This is a genomic window from Vitiosangium sp. GDMCC 1.1324 (genome assembly GCF_003044305.1).
Taxonomy (GTDB): Bacteria; Myxococcota; Myxococcia; order Myxococcales; family Myxococcaceae; genus Archangium.
Map to the genome: position 1 here is coordinate 1 of NZ_PZOX01000025.1, position 22,100 is coordinate 22,100.

Sequence of the window (22,100 nt, forward strand, 5' to 3'; positions counted from 1 at the left end):
ACTTCCGCACCACGGACGTGACGGGTACGGTGAAGCTGCCGGAGAACGTCGAGATGGTGATGCCGGGCGACAACATCGCCATCGAGGTGGAGCTGATCACCCCTGTGGCCATGGAGAAGGAGCTCCGGTTCGCCGTCCGTGAGGGTGGCCGTACCGTGGGCGCCGGCGTCGTGGCCGAGATCATCGCGTAGTATTCGGAAGTACCCAGCTACCCCGGCGTTCCAGGTAGAAAAAAGCCGGGGTAGTGGGAATAAGGTTGCAAACACCGGGGCTGCGGTGGTACATGCCGCGCCCCTTCGAAGAGACGGCTCTGTGACATCCAGGGGACGTTGGGCGTAGCGCCTCCCACAGGCAGGCAGAGGCCGTACAAAGAGGTTTTTGCGAATGGCGACACAGAAGATCCGCATCCGGCTGAAGGCCTACGACTCCAAGCTCCTGGATCAGAGCGCTGGGGAGATCGTTGAGACGGCTCGGCGCACGGGCGCCAAGGTTGCCGGTCCGATCCCCCTGCCCACGCGCATCAACAAGTTCACGGTTCTGCGCTCGCCGCACGTGGACAAGAAGAGCCGCGAGCAGTTCGAGATCCGCACTCACAAGCGCCTGCTCGATATCCTCGAGCCGACCCAGCAGACGCTGGACGCGCTGATGAAGCTGGATCTCTCGGCTGGTGTTGACGTGGAGATCAAGTCCTGAGGAAGCGGGGCTGAGCCCTCGCGGTTCCACTCCGTTCCCCAGAGGAAAGAGCCATGGCGAAGTTCGACGTAGTCGACCTGGATATGAAGAAGCTGTCGGAGCTCGAGCTCTCCGACGAGGTTTTCGGCGCCGAGCCGAACGCGAACCTCTTTTACGAGGTCGCGAAGATGCAGCAGATCAACCGGCGCCGGGGCACGGTGGCGGTGAAGAACACCTCGCTGGTGAGCGGCGGTGGCAAGAAGCCCTGGAAGCAGAAGGGCACTGGCCGCGCTCGTCAGGGCTCCATCCGCGCCTCCCACTGGGTGGGCGGCGGTAAGGCGATGGGCCCCAAGCCGCGGGACTACTTCTACCGTCCCCCGAAGAAGGTCCGCCGCGGTGCGCTCAAGGCGGCCCTGTCGCTGCGCGCCCGTGAGAAGACGCTCATCATCGTGAGCGACTTCAACCTGGCTGCTCCCAAGAGCAAGCAGGCCTTCGACGCGCTGACCAAGCGGCTGAAGCTGGCCGGCGCGCTGGTCATCGACGCCAAGAGCAATACCAACCTGCACCGCAGCGTGCGCAACCTGGCGAAGTTCGACGTTCTGCCCCCCGAGGGTCTGAACCTCGAGTCCGTGCTCCGCCACAAGCACCTGGTGCTCACTTCCGCGGCGGCCAAGGCCATCGAGGGGGCGCTCTCGTGAATATCAACGACGTCATCAAGGGACCGCTCATCACCGAGAAGCTGGACGCGGCCCGCGAGAAGTTCCGGCAGTACTCGTTCATCGTGGACAAGAAGGCCACCAAGCACGACGTGGCCCACGCCGTCGAGTCGCTCTTCAAGGTGAGCGTCGAGGGTGTGCGGACCAACATCGTGCGCGGGAAGACCAAGCGCGTGGGCCGCTCGATTGGCAAGCGGCCGAACTTCAAGAAGGCGGTCGTCACCCTCAAGGAGGGGGACAAGATCGAGCTCTTCGAGGGAGGCGCGGTCTAGCGCACGGCGCTGACCGACGTTGAGGAACCACTATGGGCATCAAGAAGTACAAGCCGACCTCCGCCGCCCGCCGTTTGATGACGGCGTCTGACTTCGCGGACATCACCAAGGACACGCCGGAGAAGGGGCTCACCGAGTCCCTGAAGAAGTCCGGCGGCCGTAACGTCCACGGCCACATCACCCGCCGTCACCAGGGTGGTGGTCACAAGCGCCGCTACCGCGTCATCGACTTCAAGCGTCGGGACAAGGACGGCGTGCCGGCCAAGGTCGCTGCCGTCGAGTACGACCCGAACCGCTCCGCCAACATCGCCCTCCTGCACTACGCGGACGGCGAGAAGCGCTACATCCTGGCGCCGGTGGACCTGAAGGTCGGGGACACCGTGATGGCGGGTGAGACCGCGGACATCCGTCCGGGCAACTCCCTGCCGCTCATCAACATCCCGGTGGGTACCATCATCCACAACGTGGAGCTGAAGCCTGGCCGCGGTGCCCAGATCATCCGCTCCGCGGGCTCCTCCGGCCAGCTGATGGCGAAGGAGGGCCGCTACGCCCAGGTTCGTCTGCCCTCGGGCGCCGTGCGCATGGTGCTCATCGAGTGCCGCGCCACCGTGGGCCAGGTGGGCAACCTGGAGCACGAGATCATCCGCATCGGCAAGGCGGGTCGCAGCCGCTGGCTGGGCATCCGGCCCACCGTCCGCGGTCTGGCGATGAACCCGGTCGACCACCCGCACGGTGGTGGTGAGGGTAAGTCCGGTCAGGGTAACCCGCACCCGGTGTCGCCGTGGGGCCAGAAGACCAAGGGCCTCAGCACCCGCAAGAACAAGCGTACTGACAAGTTCATCGTGAGCGTCCGCCGTCCGGGCGCGCGCAGCCAGTAGTCGAGGGTTCACACAATGGCGCGTTCGATCAAGAAGGGTCCGTTCGTCGAGAAGTACCTCGTCAAGAAGGTCGAGGACATGATCAAGACGAACAAGAAGAGTGTTGTGAAGACGTGGTCCCGGCGTTCCACCATCCTGCCGGAGTTCGTGGGACACACCTTCGCGGTGCACAACGGCCGCAAGTTCATCCCCGTCTTCGTTACCGAGAACATGGTGGGCCACAAGCTCGGCGAGTTCGCCCCGACGCGTACGTTCGGCGGTCACTCGGCGGAGAAGAAGGTCGCCAAGGGCAAGTAGCCGGCCCCGCTGACAGGCGGCGTCCGCCAGAGGAGATCACATGGAGTCGAAGGCACATCTGAGGTTCCTGCGCATGTCGCCCCGGAAGGTTTCTACGGTGGCGGCGCTCGTCCGCGGCAAGCCGGTGGGGCAGGCCCTGAACATCCTGCGCTTCACCAGCCGCGCCGCGGCTGTTCCCGTGGCCAAGCTCATCAAGAGCGCCGTGGCCAACGCGACCGACCTGTCCAAGGGTCAGGTCGACGTGGATCGTCTCATCGTGAAGACGATCTCCGTGGATCAGGGTCCGACCCAGCGCCGCTACATGCCGCGCGCCATGGGCCGCGCCACGCGCGTCAACAAGAAGACCAGTCACATTCACGTGGTGCTGGCGGAGGCGGCCAAGTAGCCGCCCGCCTGGCGCTTAACGCAACCGATCGAAGGAGAAGCACGTTGGGCCAGAAAGTCCATCCCATTGGGTTCCGCCTCGGGGTCATCAAGACCTGGGACTCCAAGTGGTTCGAGCACAAGAACTACGCGCAGTGGCTGCATGAGGACATCCGCATCCGCGAGTTCGTGAAGAAGTCGCTCGCCCACGCGGGCGTCTCCAAGGTGGAGATCGAGCGCGCGGCGAACAAGGTGAAGGTCAACGTGCACACCGCGCGCCCCGGTATCGTCATCGGCAAGCGCGGTGCCGGCATCGAGACGGTGAAGAAGGACCTCCAGCAGTTCACCAAGAACGAGGTCTTCCTCAACATCGTCGAGGTCCGCAAGGCCGAGACGGACGCCCAGCTGGTGGCCGAGAACATCGCCACCCAGCTCGAGCGCCGTATCGCCTTCCGCCGCGCCATGAAGAAGGCGCTGCAGACGGCGATGAAGTTCGGCGCCAAGGGCATCCGCGTGTCGTGCTCCGGCCGCCTCGGTGGCGCGGAGATGGCCCGCTACGAGTGGTACCGCGAGGGCCGCGTGCCCCTGCACACCCTCCGCGCGGACATCGACTACGGCTTCGCCGAGGCGAAGACCACCTACGGCAAGATCGGTTGCAAGGTCTGGATCTGCCGCGGCGAGGTCCTGCCCACCAAGGGTGGTCAGGGCGCCGCGCCGGCCGCCAACCGCTAACTCCCCGGAGCCGCCTCGAGAGGGGCGGCTCGCCCGGGATTGAAGGACACCGACGATGCTTCAGCCTGCTCGTACGAAGTTCCGCAAGATGCACAAGGGCCGCACGCCCGGTCTGGCGTACCGCGGCAGCGATCTCACCTACGGTGAGTATGGCCTCATGTCCCTGCAGCCGGGGTGGATCACCTCGCGGCAGATCGAGGCGGCCCGTATCGCGATGACGCGCCACATCAAGCGTGGCGGCAAGATCTGGATCCGCGTGTTCCCGGACAAGCCGATCACGAAGAAGCCCGCCGAGACCCGTATGGGTACCGGTAAGGGTGGTGTGGAGTACTACGTGGCGGTGGTCAAGCCCGGCCGCATCCTCTACGAGATGGAGGGTATGACGCCGGAGGTTGCCACGGCTGCTCTGAAGCTGGCCCAGGCGAAGCTGCCGGTGCTGACGAGGATCGTCAGCCGCAGCGAGCTGGCGCTCTAGTTCGCCTCCGGGTGGCTCGCTGAGAAGTGGGCCGCCCGCTGGCCTGAGGAGATTTGAAGATGGCGACTGCGAAGGAACTCAAGGAGCTCTCGGCGGATGACCTGAAGCGGCGCGCGGCCGAGCTGCGCGATACGCTGTTCCAGGATCAGCTCAAGCGGGCGACCGGCTCGCTCGACAACCCGTCCGAGCGCACCCAGCACAAGCGCGATCTGGCGCGCATCCTGACCGTCCTGGGGGAGAAGACCCGGGCGGAGAAGAAGGCTTAGGAGCTTTTCTCATGGCTGAAGCGACTCAATCCACCTCTGCCAAGACCTCCACCCGCGGCCGTCCCAAGACCCGCGTGGGGATCGTGACCTCCAACAAGATGCAGAAGACGGTGGTGGTCACCGTCTCGCGCCGCGCGGCTCACCCCAAGTACGGGAAGATCATGAGCATGCGCGAGAAGTACAAGGCGCACGTCGAGGACCACGACTATCCGGCCAAGGTCACCATCAACGAGGGTGACCGGGTGCGTATCGCCGAGACCAAGCCCGCGTCGAAGGACAAGCGGTGGCGGGTGGTCGAGGTGCTGGAGAAGAGCAAGAACGTCTGAGCCGTCCGAGCTCGCGCTGCCCACCAGGCGCGCGAGGCCGTGGCTCGAGCCGCGCGGTGCCCGTCCTCACCGGAGGGGCCTGCCGTAGCTGAGATAGGAGATTCCAGATGATTCAGATGACGAGCGTGCTCGACGTGGCCGACAACTCGGGCGCCAAGAAGGTGTTCTGCATCAAGGTGCTCGGTGGCTCGAAGCGTAAGTACGCGTCCATCGGCGATGTGATCGTCGTGTCGGTGCGCGAGGCGCTGCCGAACTCCAAGGTGAAGAAGGGTGATGTGGCCAAGGCGGTCATCGTGCGCACCGCGCGCGAGGTGGGCCGTCCGGATGGCAGCTACATCAAGTTCGATGGCAACTCCGCCGTCCTCATCAACAAGGACATGGAGCCCATCGGGACGCGCATCTTCGGGCCGGTGGCCCGCGAGCTCCGCGCCCGCAAGTTCATGAAGATCATCTCGCTCGCTCCCGAGGTCCTCTAGTAGGGCATCAGGCGGTCCGCGAGGAGGGAGAGGAACCATGGAGAAGCTCAAGGTTGGAGACACCGTCCAGGTCATCGCCGGCGCCGAGCGCTCGGAGAAGACCCCGGCGAGCAAGCGCGGGAAGATCCTGAAGATCGACCGCGAGGCCCAGCGCGTGACCGTTGAGGGCGTGCGCCTGGTCAAGCGGCACCTCCGCAAGACGCCCCAGCAGCCCGAGGGCGGCATCGTGGAGAAGCCGGGCACCATCCACATCTCGGACGTCCAGCTGGTCTGCGCCAAGTGCGACAAGCCGACCCGCGTGGGTATCCGGGCCGATGGGGACAAGAAGAAGCGGTTCTGTAAGAACTGCGACGCCCTGATTGACTAGGGGCGCGGGTTCGGGCATGTATGCGCGCCCTTTGTCCTACCCGGACGAGGGGAGGGCGGGCGTGCGTACCCGGAGCTCTGAAGGACCCATGAGAGCTCCGGTGTTTCCAGTTTCCACGCAGTACTGATCGGCGCGCTGGGTCCACGACGGCGCTCCGAAGCAGAGGACAAGACGATGGCTGAAGAGAAGAAGGAAGCGGCGCCGAAGAAGGAAAAGAAGGGCCGCAAGAAGGAAGAGCTCAAGAAGGCAGGATTCGCGGCGAACATCGAGGAGGGTCTCGAGTCCAAGCCGGCGCGTCTGAAGCTGCGCTTCCGCAAGGAGGGCGTGCCCGCGCTGATGAAGGAGCTGGGGCTCAAGAACCCCATGCAGGTGCCCCGCCTCGAGAAGATCGTCGTCAACATGGGTCTGGGCGAGGCACTCGCCAACGCGAAGATCCTCGAGTCCGCCGTGGACCAGCTGGGTGCCATCACCGGCCAGAAGCCCGTGGTGACCCGCGCCCGCAAGTCCATCGCGAACTTCAAGCTGCGCCAGGGCCAGGCCATCGGTGCCGCGGTCACGCTGCGCGGCGACCGGATGTACGAGTTCCTGGACCGCCTCATCACCGTGGCGCTGCCGCGCGTGCGTGACTTCAAGGGCGTGTCCCCCAAGGCTTTCGACGGGAAGGGCAACTACACGCTCGGTGTCCGCGAGCAGATCATCTTCCCGGAAATCAACTACGACCAGATCGAGAAGGTGAAGGGGCTCAACATCAGCTTCGTCACCACCGCGGCGAACGATGAGCAGGGGCTGGCGCTGATGCGTCACTTCGGCATGCCGTTCCGCCAGTAAAGAGGATCCGCATCCATGGCCAAGCTCTCGAAGATCGCCCAGGCGAAGCGCAAGCCGAAGTTCTCCGTCCGCGCGTACAACCGCTGCCCGCTGTGTGGCCGGCCCCGCGCGTTCCTGCGGAAGTTCAACATGTGCCGTATCTGCTTCCGGCACCGCGCGCTCCGCGGCGAGATCACCGGCGTCACCAAGTCGTCCTGGTAGTCGGACGCGGGCTTCCGGGCTCCCAGAAGGAGCCCGGCTGCCTGGCCTGCCCTCGAGAGGGTGGGCCGAAGCAGTGAGTATGCATGGCAACCGTGGCGAACCCCCGGGATGGGCTCGGCAGGCGCGGCGGTTGCGAGCGCGGAGGCGGTGAAACCGCTCCGCACGGAAGGTAGCCATCCATGTCGGTCATCAACGATCCGATCGGCGACATGCTGACCCGCCTGCGCAACGGTTCGCGCGCGCGTCACGACAAGGTCGTCATCCCCCACTCGAACCTCAAGGTCGAGATCATCAAGGTCCTCAAGTCCGAGGGCTTCATCGGGGAGTACACCATCCACGAGCGCGCCCCGCAGAACGAGATCACCGTTCAGCTGAAGTACGGCCCGGATCGCGCTCCGGCCATCACCGGCATCCGCCGCGTGTCCAAGCCCGGTCTGCGCCGGTACGTCAATTCGCGTGAGATTCCGCAGGTGCTCGGTGGTCTGGGCATCTCCATCCTGTCCACGTCGCGGGGCGTGATGGTGGACTCCGAGGCTCGCAAGCAGAAGGTCGGCGGCGAGCTGCTCTGCACCGTCTACTAGCCAGCTGCCCGGGTGCCGCGACTCACGTCGCGACCCGGACTCACTGCACGAGGGAATCATGAGTCGGATTGGAAAGCTTCCGGTCAAGCTGGCGGACAAGACGAAGGTCACCGTGTCGGGCCGCCAGGTCAGTTTCGAAGGCCCCAAGGGCAAGATGGTCGTTCAGCTTCCCGCCAAGGGCGTGAAGGTGAAGGTCGCCGGCAACGAGGTGACGGTGGAGCGCGAGGATGAGTCGCGCGAGGCCCGCAGCCTGCACGGTCTCACCCGCACGCTGCTGGCCAACGCGGCCAAGGGCGTGTCCTCGGGCTTCGAGCGCCGCCTGGACATCCGCGGCGTCGGTTTCCGCGCCGAGGTGAAGGGCAAGACGATCAACCTCTCGCTGGGTTACTCGCACCCGGTGGTGTTCAACCTGCCCGAGGGCGTGACGGCCGAGGTCGACAAGGCCGCCCGCACCGAGGACGGTCTGCCCACCCTGGGTCTGACCCTGCGCTCGGCGGACAAGGAGGCCCTCGGGGCCGCCGCTGTGAAGATCCGCGCACTGCGCCCGCCCGAGCCGTACAAGGGGAAGGGCATCAAGTACGCCACCGAGAAGATCCGTCGCAAGGAAGGCAAGACGGGCACCGCCTAGTCGGAGTGAACACCCAACCGCGGAGCTCCTGCTGGGGCTCCGTAATCATCCGGCGGTGGAAGTCCCCATCACCGCCGGACGGAGAAGGAATCATCCATGTCGAAGAAGCTCGATCCGCGCCTCAAGAGGAAGGACCGCATCCGCAAGAAGCTCTCGGGTACCACCGAGCGCCCGCGGCTCACGGTCTACAAGAGCCTCAAGCACATCTACGCCCAGGTGGTGGACGACACCACGGGCCGCACCCTGGCCTTCGCCTCGTCGCTCTCCAAGGAGCTCAAGGGCAAGGACGAGGGCGACAAGAAGGCCGAGGCGAAGCGCGTTGGCGCGCTCATCGCGGAGAAGTGCAAGGCGGCCAATGTCGTGGCGGTGGTGTTCGACCGTAACGGCTTCCCCTACCATGGTCGGATCGCCGCCGTGGCTGACGCCGCGCGCGAGGCCGGGCTCAAGTTCTAGCAACCTTTCGAATAAGGAAGTTCCCAAGTGGCAACTCCGATCAATCCAAACGATCTCGACCTCACCGACCGCGTGGTGAACATCAACCGCGTGGCCAAGGTGGTGAAGGGTGGCCGGCGGTTCTCGTTCGCCGCGCTGGTGGTGGTGGGCGACGGCGCCGGCCATGTCGGCGTCGGGCTGGGCAAGGCCAACGAGGTTCCCGAGGCCATCCGCAAGGGTGGCGAGAACGCCAAGAAGAACCTGTTCCGCGTTCCGCTGCAGGGTCACACCATTCCCCACGAGGTGCTCGGTCACTTCGGCGCGGGCTGGGTGCTCCTGAAGCCGGCCGGTGAGGGTACGGGCGTCATCGCCGGTGGCGCGGTGCGCGCGGTCCTCGAGGCGGCGGGCATCCGCAACATCCTGACGAAGAGTCAGGGCTCGCGGAATCCCCACAACGTGCTCAAGGCGACGGTGGCCGGTCTGAAGAACCTGCGCTCGCCGGAGCAGGTGTCCCGCCTGCGTGGCAAGGACGTGGGTCCCCAGAAGGAAGAGGCGAGGGGTTAATCATGGCGCTCAAGGTCAAGTTGACGAAGAGCTTCGCGGGTTCGTCCGTGGACCAGCTCGCGACGATCGACAGCCTCGGACTGAAGAAGTTCGGCGACGAGCGTCTCCTGAAGGACACGCCGGCCATCCGCGGCATGGTGAACAAGGTCCGTCACCTGGTGACGGCCGAGACGGTGCAGGGCGATGCTCCGAAGATCGCCCGCCGCAAGCCTCGGAAGATCCGGGCCCGGGACGCCGCGCGCGCCCGGAAGGCCTAGTGCGAGAGGGTTCAGACAATGACTACGCTCAACAAGCTGAAGCGCCCTGAGGGCTCGTGGCACCGCAAGAAGCGGGTGGGCCGCGGCCAGGGTAGCGGTCTGGGCAAGACGGCCGGCCGCGGTGGCAAGGGCCAGAAGGCTCGCTCGGGCAACATGCGGTTCGAGGGCTTCGAGGGTGGCCAGAGCCCGCTGCAGCGCCGCCTGCCGAAGTTCGGCTTCATCTCCCCCAACCGCACCGAGTACGCGCTGGTGAGCCTGGCGGACCTCGAGAAGTTCGACGCGGGCGCCACCATCGACGCCGACGCGCTGGAGAAGCGGGGCCTGGTGAAGGGCCGCTATGACGGCGTGAAGGTGCTCGGCAACGGCTCCCTCACCAAGAAGGTGACCGTCCGGGTGCACAAGGCTTCGGCCGCGGCCCGCGAGGCCATCGAGAAGGCGGGCGGTTCCGTGGAGGAGCTCCCGCTCGTGGCCCACAAGCCCGAGTCCGCTTCCAAGGCCCACGCCGGCAAGGGCGTCAAGCAGGCCAAGTCGTGAGGGTAGGGCGCGTTACACTCTTGGTGGTGCGCGCCTTTCCATGCGTGTAGGATTCCGCGCCCCTTTCCGAATTCGGACAGGGGCGCTGTTGTTCTCGCAGAAACCTCTTTGGGGGATGGTTCCCACGTGGCTCTGAACGCCTTCGCCAACGTCTTCCGCATCGCGGAGCTGCGCAGCCGGCTCATCTATACGCTGATGCTGCTCGCGGTGTACCGCATCGGCATCTTCATCAACACGCCTGGAGTGGACAGGGCGGCGATGAACGCGTTCATGGACGCCCAGCGCCAGTCGGGCGGCCTGTTCTCGCTCTTCAACCTGTTCTCCGGCGGCGCCCTGAACCAGATGTCCATCTTTGGTCTGGGCATCATGCCGTACGTGTCCGCCTCCATCATCATCCAGCTCCTGGCGGTGGTGGTGCCCAGCCTTGAGCGGCTGCAGAAGGAAGGCGCCGCGGGCCGGCAGAAGATCAACCAGTACACGCGCTACGGCACCATCGGCCTGTCGATCGTCCAGGGCATTGGTATCTCGCGCTGGCTGGCCTCGCTGGGCCGCGGTGACGCGGGCCAGTCCGGGTTCAACCAGGTCGTGGTCCCCAACGACAACGTCTGGTTCACCTTCATGACGGTGATCAGCCTGACGGCGGGTACCGCGTTCATCATGTGGCTGGGCGAGCGCATCACCGAGCGCGGCATCGGCAACGGCATCTCCCTCATCATCTTCGCGGGCATCGTGGCGGGCCTGCTGCCCAGCGCCAAGACGCTGCTGGACCTGGTCCAGCAAGAGGTCATCACCATGGCGGCCGTGGCGGCCCTGCTGCTGTTCATGGTGGTCGTGGTCGGCGTGGTGGTCTACGTCGAGCGCGGCATGCGGCGCATCCCGGTGCAATACGCCAAGCGCATGGCCGGGCGGCGCATGTTCGCGGGTCAGGCCACCTACTTCCCGATGAAGGTGAACACCTCGGGCGTGATTCCGCCCATCTTCGCCGGCGCGCTGCTGTCCTTCCCCGCCACGCTGGGCACCTGGTTCCCGTTCCTCCAGAACGTGCAGCGCAGCATCGAGTCCAGCCCCTGGGTCTACAACGGCATCTTCGTCCTGCTGATCATCTTCTTCTCGTACTTCTACACGGCGCTGACCTTCCGGCCGGACGACGTGGCGGACAACATCAAGAAGCAGGGCGGCTACATCCCCGGCATTCGCCCGGGCCGTCAGACCGCGGACTATATTGAGCGGGTGCTCAACCGCATCACCTTCGGCGGCGCGCTCTACCTGGCCGCCATCTGCGTCGTTCCCTCCATCATCACCAACATGCTGGGCGTTCGCTTCACCTTCGGCGGCACCGCGCTGCTGATCGTCGTGGGCGTGGCGCTCGACACGGTGCAGCAGATCGAGGGTCATCTCATCAGCCGCAACTACGAGGGCTTCGCCGGTCCGCGCGGTCCTCGCATCCGCGGTCGGGTTCGCGTGGCCGCCTGAGCAAGGCAGCCGTTTCGCGGGCGCTCCTCCCCCTCACCCCGGGGAGGGGCGCCTCGTCGTTCCAGGGGTGTGTGAGCAGCGGGACGAGGTTGGCCGTGGCCCTCCCGCGCTCCTTCCTGACGAGCTGAGAGGAACAAATGAACCTCATCCTGTTGGGCCCGCCGAACGCGGGGAAGGGGACCCAGGCGAAGAAGCTGTACGCGGATTTCAAGATTCCGCAGATCTCCACGGGTGACATTCTCCGCAAGGCGGTTCGTGAAGGCACGGAGCTGGGCAAGCTCGCGGGGCCGCTGATGGCTGCTGGTGCCTATGTCCCGGACGAGATCGTCATCGGTATCGTGGAGGAGCGCCTGAAGGAGCCGGATGTTGCTCCTGGCTTCATCCTCGACGGCTTTCCGCGCACCACTCCCCAGGCCGAGGCGCTCGAGCGCATGCTGGCCAAGCTGGGCAAGAAGCTGGATGCCGTGGTGTCGCTCGAGGTGCCGCACGAGAAGCTCATCGAGCGGGGCTCCGGGCGCCGCTCCTGCCCCGTGTGCGGGTCCGTCTACCATGTCTTCCAGAGCCCCCCGAAGCGGGCCGGCTTCTGCGACAAGGATGGCGCCAGCCTCACCCAGCGCGAGGACGACAAGGCGGAGGTCATCGAGAAGCGTCTGAAGAAGTACGACGCGGAGACCGCCCCCTTGAAGCAGTTCTACGCGCAACGCGGCCTGCTCAAGAGCATCGACGGGGTGGGCTCTCCCGAGGGCATCTACGAGGAGCTCAAGAAGGCGGTCGGCAAGGCCTGAGCGCCCGCGAGGCGGGCTGACGGCCAGGGGCGGGGTCCTGAAGTGGGGACCCGCGCCCCAGGGGTTCCACCAAGGGCAGGGCAGCGATGAGCCAGGTCGAGATCAAGAGCCAGGATGAGATCGCCCTCATGCGCGAGGCAGGGCGCATCGTGAGCGAGATCCTGGACGAGCTCGAGAAGGCCGTGGCGCCCGGCGTCACCACCTGGGATCTGGACGCCCTGGCCGAGAAGCTCATCTACCAGAAGGGCGCCCGGCCGGCCTTCAAGGGCTACCGTGGCTTCCCCGCCTGCCTGTGCGCCTCCATCAACCACGAGGTGGTGCACGGCATCCCCTCCAAGCGGCGCAAGCTGCTGGAGGGGGACCTGATGAAGCTGGACTTCGGGGTGGTGTACCGGGGCTTCTTCGGGGACTCGGCCCGCACGGTGCCGGTGGGGAAGGTGAGCCGCGAGGCCCAGTCCCTGGTGGATGCCACCCGGGAGTCCCTCAACAAGGGCATCCAGGCCATGGTGTCCGGCAACCGGATCGGCGACATCGGGTACGCGGTGCAGACCTACGTGGAGGCCCGGGGCTTCTCCGTGGTGCGCGACTTCACCGGCCACGGCATCGGCCGGCACCTCCATGAGAAGCCCGAGGTGCCCAACTACGGTCAACGCGGCAGCGGTATGAAGCTCCGTCCAGGAATGGTCCTCGCGGTCGAGCCCATGGTGAACCAGGGCACGTATGAGGTGGAGCTGCTCGACGATGACTGGACAGCCGTCACCCTCGACAACAAGCTTTCCGCTCACTTCGAGCACACGGTGCTCATCACTGAAGGGGGGCCGGAAGTCCTCACCCGGCGCCGGGCCGGGTAGGCGAGCGGAATACAGTGGGATACAGGGCTGTTCGTAGAATTTCGGTTTTACCGCGCGAGGGTGCTTGCCACTTCAGGACCAAAGTGTTATCCCGCCGCGCTTCCAGAGTTCAGGTGGTCCGCGAGAGGGTTATCTGATTGCCGAAGGACGATTCCATCGAAGTTGAGGGGACTGTAATGGAGCCCCTCCCGAACGCGATGTTCCGCGTGGTGCTGGACAATGGCCACAAGGTGCTCGCGCACATCTCCGGAAAGATGCGGATGCACTTCATCCGAATCCTCCCGGGCGACAAGGTGAAGGTGGAGCTCTCCCCGTACGACCTGTCCCGGGGACGCATCACCTACCGAGCGAAGTAGCAAGGGCCTGGTTCCGCGGAATGGCGGACAGGCCCTCGAGGCTTTTCTTTTCTAAAAGCGAAGGAAGGGAAGTACCGCCATGAAGGTTCGGGCGTCCGTCAAGAAGATTTGCGACAAGTGCAAGGTTGTCCGCCGCAAGGGCATCGTGCGCGTCATCTGCGCCTCCAACCCGCGGCACAAGCAGCGCCAGGGCTAGGCCCCACAGGGGCCGAGCTCCAGACCAACTCCAAACGAAGGAACGACTTAGATGGCTCGTATCGCCGGCATCGACCTCCCGCCGAACAAGCGCGCGGTGATCTCGCTCCAGTACATCTACGGGATCGGCAACAAGACCGCCCACGACATCATCAACGCCGCGGGTATCGACCTCGCCACCCGGACCAAGGACCTCACCGAGGAGCAGACGCGCAAGATCCGCGAGCTCATCGAGGCGAACTACAAGGTCGAGGGTGACCTGCGTCGCGAGGTCACGATGAACATCAAGCGGCTGATGGACCTGGGTTGCTACCGGGGTCTGCGTCACCGCAAGGGTCTGCCGGTGCGCGGTCAGCGGACGCACACCAACGCGCGTACCCGCAAGGGTCCCAAGCGCGGCATCGTGCGCGCCAAGCCGGCGACGGCCGCTCGCTAGTTCTTCCACCTGCGCCGGCTCCCTCGAGGAGCTGGCGTCGATCACCTACCTCCAGGAGCAACGAGTTCCATGGCTGAAGAGACCAACGCGCCTGCGGCACCGGCCGCAGCGGCCCCCGCGGCGGGCGAGACCGCCGCTGCGCGCAAGAAGGGCAAGAAGGGCAAGAAGAACATCCTCAATGGCGTGGTCCACATCCAGTCCACGTTCAACAACACCATCATCACGATCACGGACGTGTCCGGGAACGTGATCTCCTGGTCTTCCGCTGGCGCCCGCGGCTTCCGCGGCAGCCGCAAGTCGACGCCGTTCGCCGCCCAGGTGGCCGCCGGTGACGCCGCGGCCAAGGCCATGGAGCACGGCCTGAAGAACGTGACGGTGCTGGTGAAGGGTCCGGGCGCCGGCCGTGAGTCCGCCCTGCGCGCGCTCGCCGCCGCTGGCCTGAAGATCTCGCTCATCCGCGACGTGACGCCCATCCCGCACAACGGCTGCCGTCAGCCCAAGCGCCGCCGCGTCTAGTTCCATCCCGGGCCGCTTCCTCTCCAGAGGGAGCGGCCCTAGACCATCTTTACACGGAGAAGCATCGTGGCCCGTTATACCGCCTCCGCCTGCCGCATCTGCCGGCGTGAGAACCTGAAGATGTACCTGAAGGGTGACCGCTGCTACACGGACAAGTGTGCAATCGAGCGTCGCCCGTATCCCCCCGGCCAGCACGGCCAGGGTCGCGTGAAGTTCTCCGGCTACGGCGTGCAGCTGCGCGAGAAGCAGAAGGTCAAGCGCATGTACGGCCTGCTGGAGAACCAGTTCCGCGGCTACTACCACCGCGCCTCCGCCGCCAAGGGCAAGACGGGTGAGAACCTCCTGCAGCAGCTGGAGCTCCGCCTGGACAACGTCGTGTTCCGCATGGGCTTCGCGGACACCCGCAACGAGGCGCGCCAGCTGGTGCGTCACGGTCACTTCACGGTGAACGGCAAGCGGGTCAACATCCCGTCCTTCGCGGTGAAGCCGGGCACCACCATCGAGGTGGCCGAGAAGAGCCGGAAGATCCTCCGCATCTCCGAGGCCCTGGAGACCGTGGATCGCCGTGGCGTGCCGCAGTGGATCGACCTGGACAAGAAGGCCTTCAAGGCGACGGTGAAGACCGCCCCGAACCGCGAGGACCTCACCATGCCGATCCAGGAGCAGCTCATCGTCGAGCTCTACTCGAAGTAATCGGCCTGGCTCGCCCCCACCGGGCGAGACCCACCGCTGGAGCTGTCGTACGCGCCCTGGCCTCACCGCCGGGGCGTCGTGCTTCTGCCGGCCCCCCATGCAGCACACGGGGCCGGCGCGTATTCAAGGAACCCCACGTGCCCATCCTCCCGCCACGGGGCGGGTAAGTCGGTGGTGGTGCACGTCACGAGGAGCAGAAGAACATGGCTGACGCTTTCATCGCGAAGAACTGGCGTGATCTCATCAAGCCCCGCCGGCTCGAGGTCGATCAGGACTCGCTCACCCCCACCTACGCCAAGTTCGTGGCCGAGCCGCTCGAGCGCGGCTTTGGCACCACGCTGGGCAACTCGCTGCGCCGCGTCCTGCTGTCGTCCCTGCAGGGTGCCGCCATCACCACGGTGAAGATCGAGGGTGTGGACCACGAGTTCACCACCATCCCCGAGGTGGCCGAGGACGTCACGGACATCGTGCTGAACCTGAAGGAGGTCCTCCTCCGGATGCACACGAACGAGCCGAAGACGATCCGCATCGAGGCGGAGGGCCCCAAGGAGGTCAAGGCCGGTGACATCATCGCCGACCAGGACGTGGAGATCCTCAACCCGGGTCACCACATCTGCACCGTCTCCGAGGGTGGCAAGGTCCGCATGGAGCTGACGTGCCGCCGCGGCCGCGGCTACCAGCCGGCCTCCGCCAACAAGGTGGCGGGCTCGCCCATCGGCACCATCCCCATCGACTCGCTGTTCTCGCCCATCCGCAAGGTGAACTACCAGGTGACCAACGCCCGCGTCGGTCAGGTCACCGACTACGACAAGCTCACCCTCGAGGTGTGGACGGACGGCTCCGTCACCCCGCAGGACGCCGTCGCCTACGCGGCCAAGATCGTCAAGGAGCAGCTCACCGTCTTCGTCAACTTCGACGAGACCGAGGAGCCCGTGGCCGTCGAGGCGCCCAAGGAGGAGGCCAAGCTCAACGAGAACCTCTTCCGCTCCGTGGACGAGCTGGAGCTCTCGGTGCGCTCGGCCAACTGCCTGCAGCAGGCCAACATCAAGACCATCGGTGACCTCGTGCAGCGCACCGAGGCCGAGATGCTCAAGACCAAGAACTTCGGCCGCAAGTCCTTGAAGGAAATCAAGGAGATCCTCGCGGAGATGGGCCTGTCGCTCGGCATGAAGCTGGAGAACTGGCCTCCGAAGACCCCGCCCCCGGCTCCTGCTCCGGGTGCCGGTGCCGCCGCTGCGGCTGCCGCGCCGAAGGCCTAATCACCTCTCGCAGTACCTCCTCCCGCGGGGCGGCATGGCCGCATGCCTCGGGGGAGGAGGGGGCCTTCACCGGCCCAACACAGCAACGGTGGAGCCCGTGCCGGTTCCATCCTTCCCACCCGGTACCTCGTACGGCCGGAGTGGTGGGCCCCCCAAGGGCCCGAGGTCAGCACCATGCGTCACAAGGTCGGACAGAGGAAGCTCCACCGCACCACGAGCCACCGGCTCGCGATGCTCCACAACATGGTCACCTCGCTGCTCGAGCACGAGGCCATCCGCACCACGCTGCCCAAGGCCAAGGAGGCCCGGGCTCTCGCCGAGCGCATCATCACCCTCGGCAAGCGCGGTGGTCTGGCCAACGTGCGCCTCGCGGAGCGGACGGTTCGCAACCGCGCCATCCTCCAGAAGGTGTTCAGCGAGTACAAGACCCGTTACGCCAACCGCCCGGGCGGGTACACCCGCATCGTGCGCCTCGGCTTCCGTCGCGGTGACGGTGCCGAGATGGCCCTGCTGGAGCTGGTGGATCGTCCCGCCAAGGCCAAGGGCACCGAGGCCGCTGAGGCTCCGGAGGCCCAGACGGAGGGGTAGTCGGCCATCCGTCGGGTAGTGCACGGGAGCGTCCTTCCCTTTGGGAAGGGCGCTCTCGCGCTTTGCGGGGTCAAGCGCTACCGACGCCTGAGTCTGAGAGGGGCGCTACTGCGCGTCGTCGGTGAGGTTCCTGCCGTCCACCATCAGCGTGGCGCGGCCCTCGGAGGTGCGCATCTCGACGCCGCGGATGGAGATGTCCGAGGGCGCCGCCTGACCACCCGCTCCCAGCAATTGCTTGGGGCTGACGGTGACTTCCCTGGCCGGTTCCACTCGCGCCACCGAGGCCCGCCACTCCGCACCCCGGTCGTCCTTGACGATGAGCGTGACCTCGATCCACGGGGCCTCGCTCTTGTTCATGATCGTCACCGAGGAGCGCCCGGCGACGGGGACCAGCTTCGCTCCGAAGTCTCCCGTCTGCTTCACGCCCCGGGCACACGTGGCCCCGAAGGTGACCACCGAGAGCAACAGCCAGCCGCCCACGATGAAGGCCTTGTACTTGAAGAAGCGATCCTGCTGACGGAAGTCCTGGACCATCTCCTTCACGATGGAGAGGGCGTTCAGGGCCACGTTGGCGGACTCGGACTTCAGCTTCTGGCCGAGCGGGCCCTGCTGCTGCTCCTTCGGCAGGGGCGCCGTGCGCGCGGCGGTCATCACGCGCAGGTTCGTCTGCGACACGCGGGGCACGTTCGACGACGACGGCGTCCCACGCGGCGGCTGCTCGGGCTGGTTGGCACCTTCACTCATATCGGGCCTCCAGTGTAGAGGGCACGGGCTCCCGCTGGCTACTGGGGCTCCTACGGGCCCTTGAGTTGTTGCAGCGCCCGCGACGCCACCGCGTTCTCCGGTTGGGTCTCCAACACCTTGCGCAGCCAGCGCTCCGCCTTCCCGGCCGCCTCTCTTCGCTCCTCGGGCTTCGAGGACTGCCGCGCCTGCTCGGTGAACAGGATGCCCAGGCGCAGGGTGAACTCGAGGTTCTCCGGATCCTTGTCCACCACCGCCATCAGCTCGCGCTCGGCGCCCGCCCAGTCGCCCTCCAGCTGGAGCACCAGCGCCAGCTTGCCCTTCGGCGGCACCTGGTCCGGCTCCAGGTACGTCAGCACCCGGAAGGCCTCGCGCGCCGCCCTCAAGTCCTTGCGCTCCAGGTGGATGTCCCCCAGCCGGAACCACGCCATGTCCAGCATCGGGTTGAGCTCCACCGCCTTCTCCAGGTACGGCCTCGCCGTCTCCGGCCTCTGCCTCGAGAGGTATAGCTCGCCCAGGTAGAAGTGGTTCTTGCCGTCCTCGGGCGCCAGCTCGATGGCTCGCTTGAACTCCTCCACCGCCCGGCCCGCGTCATCCAGCCGCTGCCACGCCAGCCCCAGCAGCGCGTGCACCACCGCCAGGTCCGGGTAGTCCCGCAGAATCTCCTCGAAGGCCACGATGGCCGGGTGGGGCGCGTCCATCTCCTGCAGGTAGCGCATGCCCTCCTCCAGCTTGGACTCGGACGCCTTCGGGAAGCGCGCGAACGGATCCGCGATCTGATCCATCAATGCCCGCGCCGTGGCCACCTCGGAGGGGCTCGGGCTCATCCGCACCACCGCTCCCAGTGCCTTCACCGCCCCCGCCGCGTCCCCCGTCCGGTGCAGCGCCTTCGCCAACGGCAGGCGGATGACCGCGCGCTCTGGTGCCAGCTCGGCCGCACGGCGCAGCGGGCCCACCGCCGCCTCGTATTGCTCGGACTCCAGGCGGGCGAGCCCCAACCGGTAGTGGAACTCGGGCTCGTCCGGCTTCAACGCCAGCGCCCGCTCGAAGGCGGCCACCGCCGGCGCCCCCGCGTCCGACGCCCGCGAGAAGTACGCCAGCCCCAGCATGTAGTGGTTCACCGCCCGCTCCGCCTGCGCGTTGCGGCGTTGCAACTCGGCGATCCACGCGTCCGTGTGGCCCGCCTTCACCTGGGCCTCCGTGAGCACCCGCGCCAGCTCCAGGTCCTCCGGGGCCCGGGCGTACTCGGCCTCCAGCAGCGGCAGGGCTCGCTCGGGCTGGTTCTTCGACAGGTACTCGCGGGCCTGCGCACGTGGCTCCAGGGGGCGCTCGGCGGCCGTGCCGTGGCTACAGCCCGTGGCGAGGCCTGAGCCGAGCATGGCCACCGCGGTCCAGGTGAGCCAGCGGCGGCGAGGAGAGCGACGGGGGGTGGGGGAGGGATGGCGCACGGGGAAACGGTCTCCTCAGGAGGCGTTGAGGCGGGAAGGGGAATCACCCTCGACACCGGCGGCGGCGACGGCCTTCTCGGGATCTCCTCCCTTGCCGCCCAGCTCGAGGCTCTGCGCGATGATGACGTCGCGCACGGCCCGGGCCAGCCCCTCGCGGTCATCCTCGGCGAACGCCGTGGTGTCGATGGGCTTGCCGATCTTCACGTGCACGACGCCTGGCTTGATGTTCCAGGAGTTCTTCGGCATCACCGTGCCGGAGCCCTCGATGGTGATGGGCACCACGGGCACTCGCGCCTTGAGCGCCAGCGCGAAGGGGCCCTTCTTGAAGGGCAGCACGCGGCCGTCGTCCGAGCGCGTGCCCTCGGGGTAGAGGAACACGCTCGTGCCGCCGCGGATCTTCCGCGCCGCCTCGTTCAGCGAGGCGATGGCCTTCTCGCGCCTGCTCCGGTTGATGAAGATGTGCCCCGCCATCAACAGGTACCAGCCGATGAGCGGCACGTACTTGAGCTGGTGCTTGGCCACGTAGCGGAAGTTCACCGGCACCGCGACGAAGTGGATGGGGATGTCCAGCGTGGACTGGTGGTTGGAGACGTAGACGGTGGGCCGCTTCGGGTCCACGTTCTCCTGGCCGCTCACCACCACCTTCGCCCCGCTTATCCAGATGAGGATGGGCGACCACAGCTCGCGGGCCACCCATACCGTCGCCCCCGGGTTGAGGGTGACGATCGCCACCACCACCGTCACGGGGAAGAAGATGGCGGTAGCCACCGCCGTGACCAATATGCACATCAGGTTGCGTAGCATCCTGGCGACCTCGGCTTTGTCCTACGGGGAGCCCACCACGGCGCTGAACCCGCTGTCCCGCCAAAAAAGCCCGAACAGTGGAGCCGCCCACCCCTCTTCCAGAAGCCAGGGGCCGCCCGCACGCTCGTGCGCCCGGCGGCGGTGGGGGAGCGCCTCCGACCATCCAGGGCCCTCGGAGTGGCACCAGGCCACGTCAGGCTCGGGGTGGGTGGGAGAGGAGACATGCGGGCGCGTATCTATCACGCCACCTTGGCGCTGGTGTGTGCCGCCCGGTGGGGGTACAAGCGCAGTCCCTTGGCCAGGAAGAAGTTCATCGCGATCGCGGGCAACATTGGAGCCGGAAAGACGGAGCTCACGTCTTTCCTCTGCCGGAAATACGGCCTCACGCCCTTCTTTGAACCCAACGAGCAAAACCCCTATCTCGCCGACTTCTACAAGGACATGAAGACCTGGGCCTTCCGCTCCCAGCTCTTCTTCCTCACGGCGAAGTTCCGGCTCCAGCGCCAGCTCGAGCGCTCCCCCGGTACCACCCTCCAGGATCGCACCCTCTACGAGGACGCGGAGATCTTCGCCAAGAACCTCCACCGCCAGCGCTACATCGACAAGCGCGACTGGCAGATGTACTGCGATCTCTACGAGACCTTCTCCCAGACGCTCGCCCCGCCGGATCTGATGATCTACCTGCGCTGCCCGGTCAAGACGCTCCGCCAGCGCATCCGCCTGCGCGGCCGGGAGATGGAGCAGGACATCCCCACCACGTACCTCAACCGGTTGAACGGTCTGTACGAGGAATGGTTCAGTGGCTACAAGTTGTCCCCCGTCCTGGTTCTCCCGACGGACAAGCTGGACTATCTGACGAACCTGGTGGACCGCGTGGACCTCTTCCGACAGATCGAGAAGCACCTGTGATGGAGGTCTACCTCGTCGCCATCACGCAGGCCTCGCCCGTGCCCGCCGAGACGCTGCGCGCCGCCTTCGAGTCCGAGGAGATGGCCTTCACCCCCGCCCCCGACGGCCATGGCTTCACCCTCGAGGCCGAGGGCTCCCGGGTGGAGGTCGTCTTCGAGTCTCGCCCCACCCCCAGCGAGTGGACCCCGGACCTGTTCTCCGGAAGTGAGACCGCCCTGGAGTCGCTCAGCCGCGCCCAGGCCTTCTACCGCTTCGCCTTCGAGACTGGAGGCGCCCAGCCGACCGTGCCCGTCTTCGTGGCGCTCATGAGCGCCCGTCTCCTCTTGACGCACGCGGACGGTGTCCTGGTGGACATTACGTCCTCCAAGGTTCACGACTCCGAGGACGTGGCGGAGATCACCGAGCTGGATTTCGACATCCGCGACCACCTCAACCTCCATGCCGTGGAGGTCATCGAGGGCGATACCCCGCTGTGGGTGCACTCGCACGGCATGGAGAAGTTCGGCGCCAGGGATCTGGAGGTCTTCCACCTGGGCGAGCAGGATCTGCTGCCAGCCGAGGCCTTCCTCCATGAGCTGTGCACGGACCTGGCCTTCGGGCAGGGGCCGCCCCTGCGCACGGAGATGGGGACCAGCGAGGGACAGACCTTCATGCTGGTGCCCTCGGAGGAGGCGCGCACCAACCTGCTCGGAGTGCCCCTGGAGGCGTTCGAGGGCCATGAGGGACTCTTCCTCACCGTGGTGTCGCCCCAGGGCCGGCACAACACCGCGGAGCTGCTGCGCCCCTTCCGCGAGCGCTTCGCCCAGGAGCCCACCGAGCGCACCGAGTCCATGCGCCAGGAGACCCAGACGCTCCTGCCCGCCTTCAAGGCCCGCTTCCTGCGCCGTGGCCTCATGGAGCCGCTCACCTTCCTGGTGCGCTCGCCCTTCGAGACCCACCCGGAAGGCGACTCCGTGACCGAGCAGCTCTGGATGGAGGTGCTCTCCTGGGATGAAGGCGTCGTGGTGGGCCGTCTGGTGGACGGAGCGGTGCACACCACCGAGTGGCGCAAGGGCGCCCACGTGGAGGTGCCCGAGTCCGACGTGAATGCCCTCGCGCTCAGCCGCGAAGGTCGCACCCTGGACGAGGAAGAGGTCCGCGCGCTGCTCATCGCCGAACGCCCGATGTAGGGGTAGCATCGC

35 protein-coding genes and 1 pseudogene are annotated in these 22,100 nt (G+C 66.5%); 33 read left to right on the forward strand and 3 right to left on the reverse strand.

Annotated elements, in window-relative coordinates:
• The 31 genes and pseudogenes from tuf to rplQ form a co-directional block, all read left to right on the forward strand.
• Positions 1-191 (forward strand): annotated as a pseudogene (gene tuf / locus DAT35_RS46840) (elongation factor Tu); the annotation flags it as partial.
• A 193-nt stretch (positions 192-384) separates the two neighbouring features.
• Positions 385-693: a 30S ribosomal protein S10 gene (rpsJ, locus tag DAT35_RS46845; protein WP_002625389.1), complete on the forward strand. Its 309-nt coding sequence runs from the start codon at positions 385-387 to the stop codon at positions 691-693.
• 53 nt (positions 694-746) lie between these two features.
• Complete coding sequence (gene rplD / locus DAT35_RS46850; protein ID WP_108075870.1) at positions 747-1,370, forward strand: 50S ribosomal protein L4; 624 nt, start codon at positions 747-749, stop codon at positions 1,368-1,370.
• A complete protein-coding gene (locus tag DAT35_RS46855) occupies positions 1,367-1,660 on the forward strand; it encodes a 50S ribosomal protein L23 (RefSeq protein WP_108075871.1) in 294 nt (97 codons plus the stop codon). Before rplD ends, DAT35_RS46855 begins: the two co-directional genes overlap by 4 nt.
• Before the next feature lie 32 nt (positions 1,661-1,692).
• Entirely contained in the window at positions 1,693-2,538 is an 846-nt protein-coding gene (rplB, locus tag DAT35_RS46860; RefSeq protein ID WP_108075872.1) for a 50S ribosomal protein L2, read from the forward strand.
• 15 nt (positions 2,539-2,553) lie between these two features.
• Positions 2,554-2,835 carry a 30S ribosomal protein S19 gene (gene rpsS / locus DAT35_RS46865; RefSeq protein WP_108075873.1) on the forward strand — a complete coding sequence of 94 codons (282 nt, stop codon included), beginning with the start codon at positions 2,554-2,556 and terminating at the stop codon, positions 2,833-2,835.
• 40 nt (positions 2,836-2,875) lie between these two features.
• Positions 2,876-3,220 (forward strand): 50S ribosomal protein L22, encoded by a 345-nt coding sequence (gene rplV, locus DAT35_RS46870; RefSeq protein ID WP_108075874.1) that lies wholly within the window; start codon positions 2,876-2,878, stop codon positions 3,218-3,220.
• Between the two features lie 44 nt (positions 3,221-3,264).
• Positions 3,265-3,930 (forward strand): 30S ribosomal protein S3, encoded by a 666-nt coding sequence (rpsC, locus tag DAT35_RS46875; RefSeq protein WP_108075875.1) that lies wholly within the window; start codon positions 3,265-3,267, stop codon positions 3,928-3,930.
• A gap of 55 nt (positions 3,931-3,985) precedes the next feature.
• Positions 3,986-4,405 (forward strand): 50S ribosomal protein L16, encoded by a 420-nt coding sequence (gene rplP, locus DAT35_RS46880; RefSeq protein ID WP_108075876.1) that lies wholly within the window; start codon positions 3,986-3,988, stop codon positions 4,403-4,405.
• A gap of 59 nt (positions 4,406-4,464) precedes the next feature.
• Positions 4,465-4,671: a 50S ribosomal protein L29 gene (gene rpmC, locus DAT35_RS46885; protein ID WP_108075877.1), complete on the forward strand. Its 207-nt coding sequence runs from the start codon at positions 4,465-4,467 to the stop codon at positions 4,669-4,671.
• Positions 4,672-4,682: 11 nt separating this feature from the next.
• Positions 4,683-4,997, forward strand: coding sequence for a 30S ribosomal protein S17 (gene rpsQ, locus DAT35_RS46890; protein ID WP_108075878.1), 315 nt, complete (start codon positions 4,683-4,685; stop codon positions 4,995-4,997).
• Between the two features lie 107 nt (positions 4,998-5,104).
• Positions 5,105-5,473: a 50S ribosomal protein L14 gene (gene rplN / locus DAT35_RS46895; protein ID WP_043409019.1), complete on the forward strand. Its 369-nt coding sequence runs from the start codon at positions 5,105-5,107 to the stop codon at positions 5,471-5,473.
• Between the two features lie 37 nt (positions 5,474-5,510).
• Complete coding sequence (rplX, locus tag DAT35_RS46900) at positions 5,511-5,840, forward strand: 50S ribosomal protein L24 (RefSeq protein WP_108075879.1); 330 nt, start codon at positions 5,511-5,513, stop codon at positions 5,838-5,840.
• 174 nt (positions 5,841-6,014) lie between these two features.
• Positions 6,015-6,668, forward strand: coding sequence for a 50S ribosomal protein L5 (gene rplE / locus DAT35_RS46905; RefSeq protein ID WP_108075880.1), 654 nt, complete (start codon positions 6,015-6,017; stop codon positions 6,666-6,668).
• A 15-nt stretch (positions 6,669-6,683) separates the two neighbouring features.
• Positions 6,684-6,869 carry a type Z 30S ribosomal protein S14 gene (locus DAT35_RS46910; protein WP_043409024.1) on the forward strand — a complete coding sequence of 62 codons (186 nt, stop codon included), beginning with the start codon at positions 6,684-6,686 and terminating at the stop codon, positions 6,867-6,869.
• 179 nt (positions 6,870-7,048) lie between these two features.
• On the forward strand, positions 7,049-7,450 hold the full coding sequence (gene rpsH / locus DAT35_RS46915) for a 30S ribosomal protein S8 (RefSeq protein WP_108075881.1): 402 nt from the start codon (positions 7,049-7,051) through the stop codon (positions 7,448-7,450).
• A 58-nt stretch (positions 7,451-7,508) separates the two neighbouring features.
• Positions 7,509-8,078 carry a 50S ribosomal protein L6 gene (rplF, locus tag DAT35_RS46920; RefSeq protein ID WP_108075882.1) on the forward strand — a complete coding sequence of 190 codons (570 nt, stop codon included), beginning with the start codon at positions 7,509-7,511 and terminating at the stop codon, positions 8,076-8,078.
• A gap of 96 nt (positions 8,079-8,174) precedes the next feature.
• Positions 8,175-8,531, forward strand: coding sequence for a 50S ribosomal protein L18 (rplR, locus tag DAT35_RS46925; RefSeq protein WP_108075883.1), 357 nt, complete (start codon positions 8,175-8,177; stop codon positions 8,529-8,531).
• A gap of 27 nt (positions 8,532-8,558) precedes the next feature.
• Positions 8,559-9,074, forward strand: coding sequence for a 30S ribosomal protein S5 (rpsE, locus tag DAT35_RS46930; RefSeq protein WP_108075884.1), 516 nt, complete (start codon positions 8,559-8,561; stop codon positions 9,072-9,074).
• Between the two features lie 2 nt (positions 9,075-9,076).
• The gene (rpmD, locus tag DAT35_RS46935) at positions 9,077-9,331 is read left to right on the forward strand and encodes a 50S ribosomal protein L30 (protein WP_108075885.1); all 255 of its coding nucleotides are present in this window, start codon (positions 9,077-9,079) and stop codon (positions 9,329-9,331) included.
• Between the two features lie 18 nt (positions 9,332-9,349).
• Positions 9,350-9,865, forward strand: a complete 516-nt coding sequence (gene rplO, locus DAT35_RS46940; RefSeq protein WP_108075886.1) for a 50S ribosomal protein L15 — start codon at positions 9,350-9,352, stop codon at positions 9,863-9,865.
• 126 nt (positions 9,866-9,991) lie between these two features.
• Complete coding sequence (secY, locus tag DAT35_RS46945) at positions 9,992-11,338, forward strand: preprotein translocase subunit SecY (RefSeq protein WP_108076010.1); 1,347 nt, start codon at positions 9,992-9,994, stop codon at positions 11,336-11,338.
• A 137-nt stretch (positions 11,339-11,475) separates the two neighbouring features.
• Complete coding sequence (locus DAT35_RS46950; protein ID WP_108075887.1) at positions 11,476-12,123, forward strand: adenylate kinase; 648 nt, start codon at positions 11,476-11,478, stop codon at positions 12,121-12,123.
• An 86-nt stretch (positions 12,124-12,209) separates the two neighbouring features.
• Positions 12,210-12,974 (forward strand): type I methionyl aminopeptidase, encoded by a 765-nt coding sequence (gene map, locus DAT35_RS46955; RefSeq protein WP_108075888.1) that lies wholly within the window; start codon positions 12,210-12,212, stop codon positions 12,972-12,974.
• 137 nt (positions 12,975-13,111) lie between these two features.
• The gene (gene infA, locus DAT35_RS46960) at positions 13,112-13,330 is read left to right on the forward strand and encodes a translation initiation factor IF-1 (protein ID WP_043409051.1); all 219 of its coding nucleotides are present in this window, start codon (positions 13,112-13,114) and stop codon (positions 13,328-13,330) included.
• Positions 13,331-13,409: 79 nt separating this feature from the next.
• Entirely contained in the window at positions 13,410-13,526 is a 117-nt protein-coding gene (gene rpmJ / locus DAT35_RS46965; RefSeq protein WP_002633586.1) for a 50S ribosomal protein L36, read from the forward strand.
• A gap of 51 nt (positions 13,527-13,577) precedes the next feature.
• Entirely contained in the window at positions 13,578-13,961 is a 384-nt protein-coding gene (rpsM, locus tag DAT35_RS46970; RefSeq protein WP_108075889.1) for a 30S ribosomal protein S13, read from the forward strand.
• A 69-nt stretch (positions 13,962-14,030) separates the two neighbouring features.
• A complete protein-coding gene (rpsK, locus tag DAT35_RS46975; protein WP_108075890.1) occupies positions 14,031-14,477 on the forward strand; it encodes a 30S ribosomal protein S11 in 447 nt (148 codons plus the stop codon).
• A gap of 66 nt (positions 14,478-14,543) precedes the next feature.
• Positions 14,544-15,170, forward strand: a complete 627-nt coding sequence (gene rpsD / locus DAT35_RS46980) for a 30S ribosomal protein S4 (protein ID WP_108075891.1) — start codon at positions 14,544-14,546, stop codon at positions 15,168-15,170.
• Between the two features lie 203 nt (positions 15,171-15,373).
• On the forward strand, positions 15,374-16,429 hold the full coding sequence (locus tag DAT35_RS46985; RefSeq protein WP_108075892.1) for a DNA-directed RNA polymerase subunit alpha: 1,056 nt from the start codon (positions 15,374-15,376) through the stop codon (positions 16,427-16,429).
• 174 nt (positions 16,430-16,603) lie between these two features.
• Positions 16,604-17,017, forward strand: a complete 414-nt coding sequence (gene rplQ, locus DAT35_RS46990) for a 50S ribosomal protein L17 (RefSeq protein ID WP_108075893.1) — start codon at positions 16,604-16,606, stop codon at positions 17,015-17,017.
• A 105-nt stretch (positions 17,018-17,122) separates the two neighbouring features.
• Here the strand turns inward: rplQ and DAT35_RS46995 are convergent, their stop codons facing one another.
• The 3 genes from DAT35_RS46995 to DAT35_RS47005 all read right to left on the reverse strand — a co-directional run bounded on the left by DAT35_RS46995 (position 17,123) and on the right by DAT35_RS47005 (position 20,010).
• Positions 17,123-17,761, reverse strand: a complete 639-nt coding sequence (locus DAT35_RS46995; protein WP_108075894.1) for a hypothetical protein — start codon at positions 17,759-17,761, stop codon at positions 17,123-17,125.
• 50 nt (positions 17,762-17,811) lie between these two features.
• Positions 17,812-19,137: a lipopolysaccharide assembly protein LapB gene (locus DAT35_RS47000; RefSeq protein WP_108076011.1), complete on the reverse strand. Its 1,326-nt coding sequence runs from the start codon at positions 19,135-19,137 to the stop codon at positions 17,812-17,814.
• An 84-nt stretch (positions 19,138-19,221) separates the two neighbouring features.
• Positions 19,222-20,010, reverse strand: coding sequence for a 1-acyl-sn-glycerol-3-phosphate acyltransferase (locus DAT35_RS47005; RefSeq protein ID WP_199243216.1), 789 nt, complete (start codon positions 20,008-20,010; stop codon positions 19,222-19,224).
• Between the two features lie 222 nt (positions 20,011-20,232).
• On the opposite strand from DAT35_RS47005, the gene DAT35_RS47010 reads away from it, so the two are divergent.
• Both DAT35_RS47010 and DAT35_RS47015 read left to right on the forward strand, forming a co-directional pair.
• On the forward strand, positions 20,233-20,919 hold the full coding sequence (locus DAT35_RS47010; protein ID WP_233262120.1) for a deoxynucleoside kinase: 687 nt from the start codon (positions 20,233-20,235) through the stop codon (positions 20,917-20,919).
• The gene (locus DAT35_RS47015) at positions 20,916-22,088 is read left to right on the forward strand and encodes a hypothetical protein (RefSeq protein WP_199243217.1); all 1,173 of its coding nucleotides are present in this window, start codon (positions 20,916-20,918) and stop codon (positions 22,086-22,088) included. Before DAT35_RS47010 ends, DAT35_RS47015 begins: the two co-directional genes overlap by 4 nt.
• Positions 22,089-22,100: the final 12 nt, after the last annotated feature.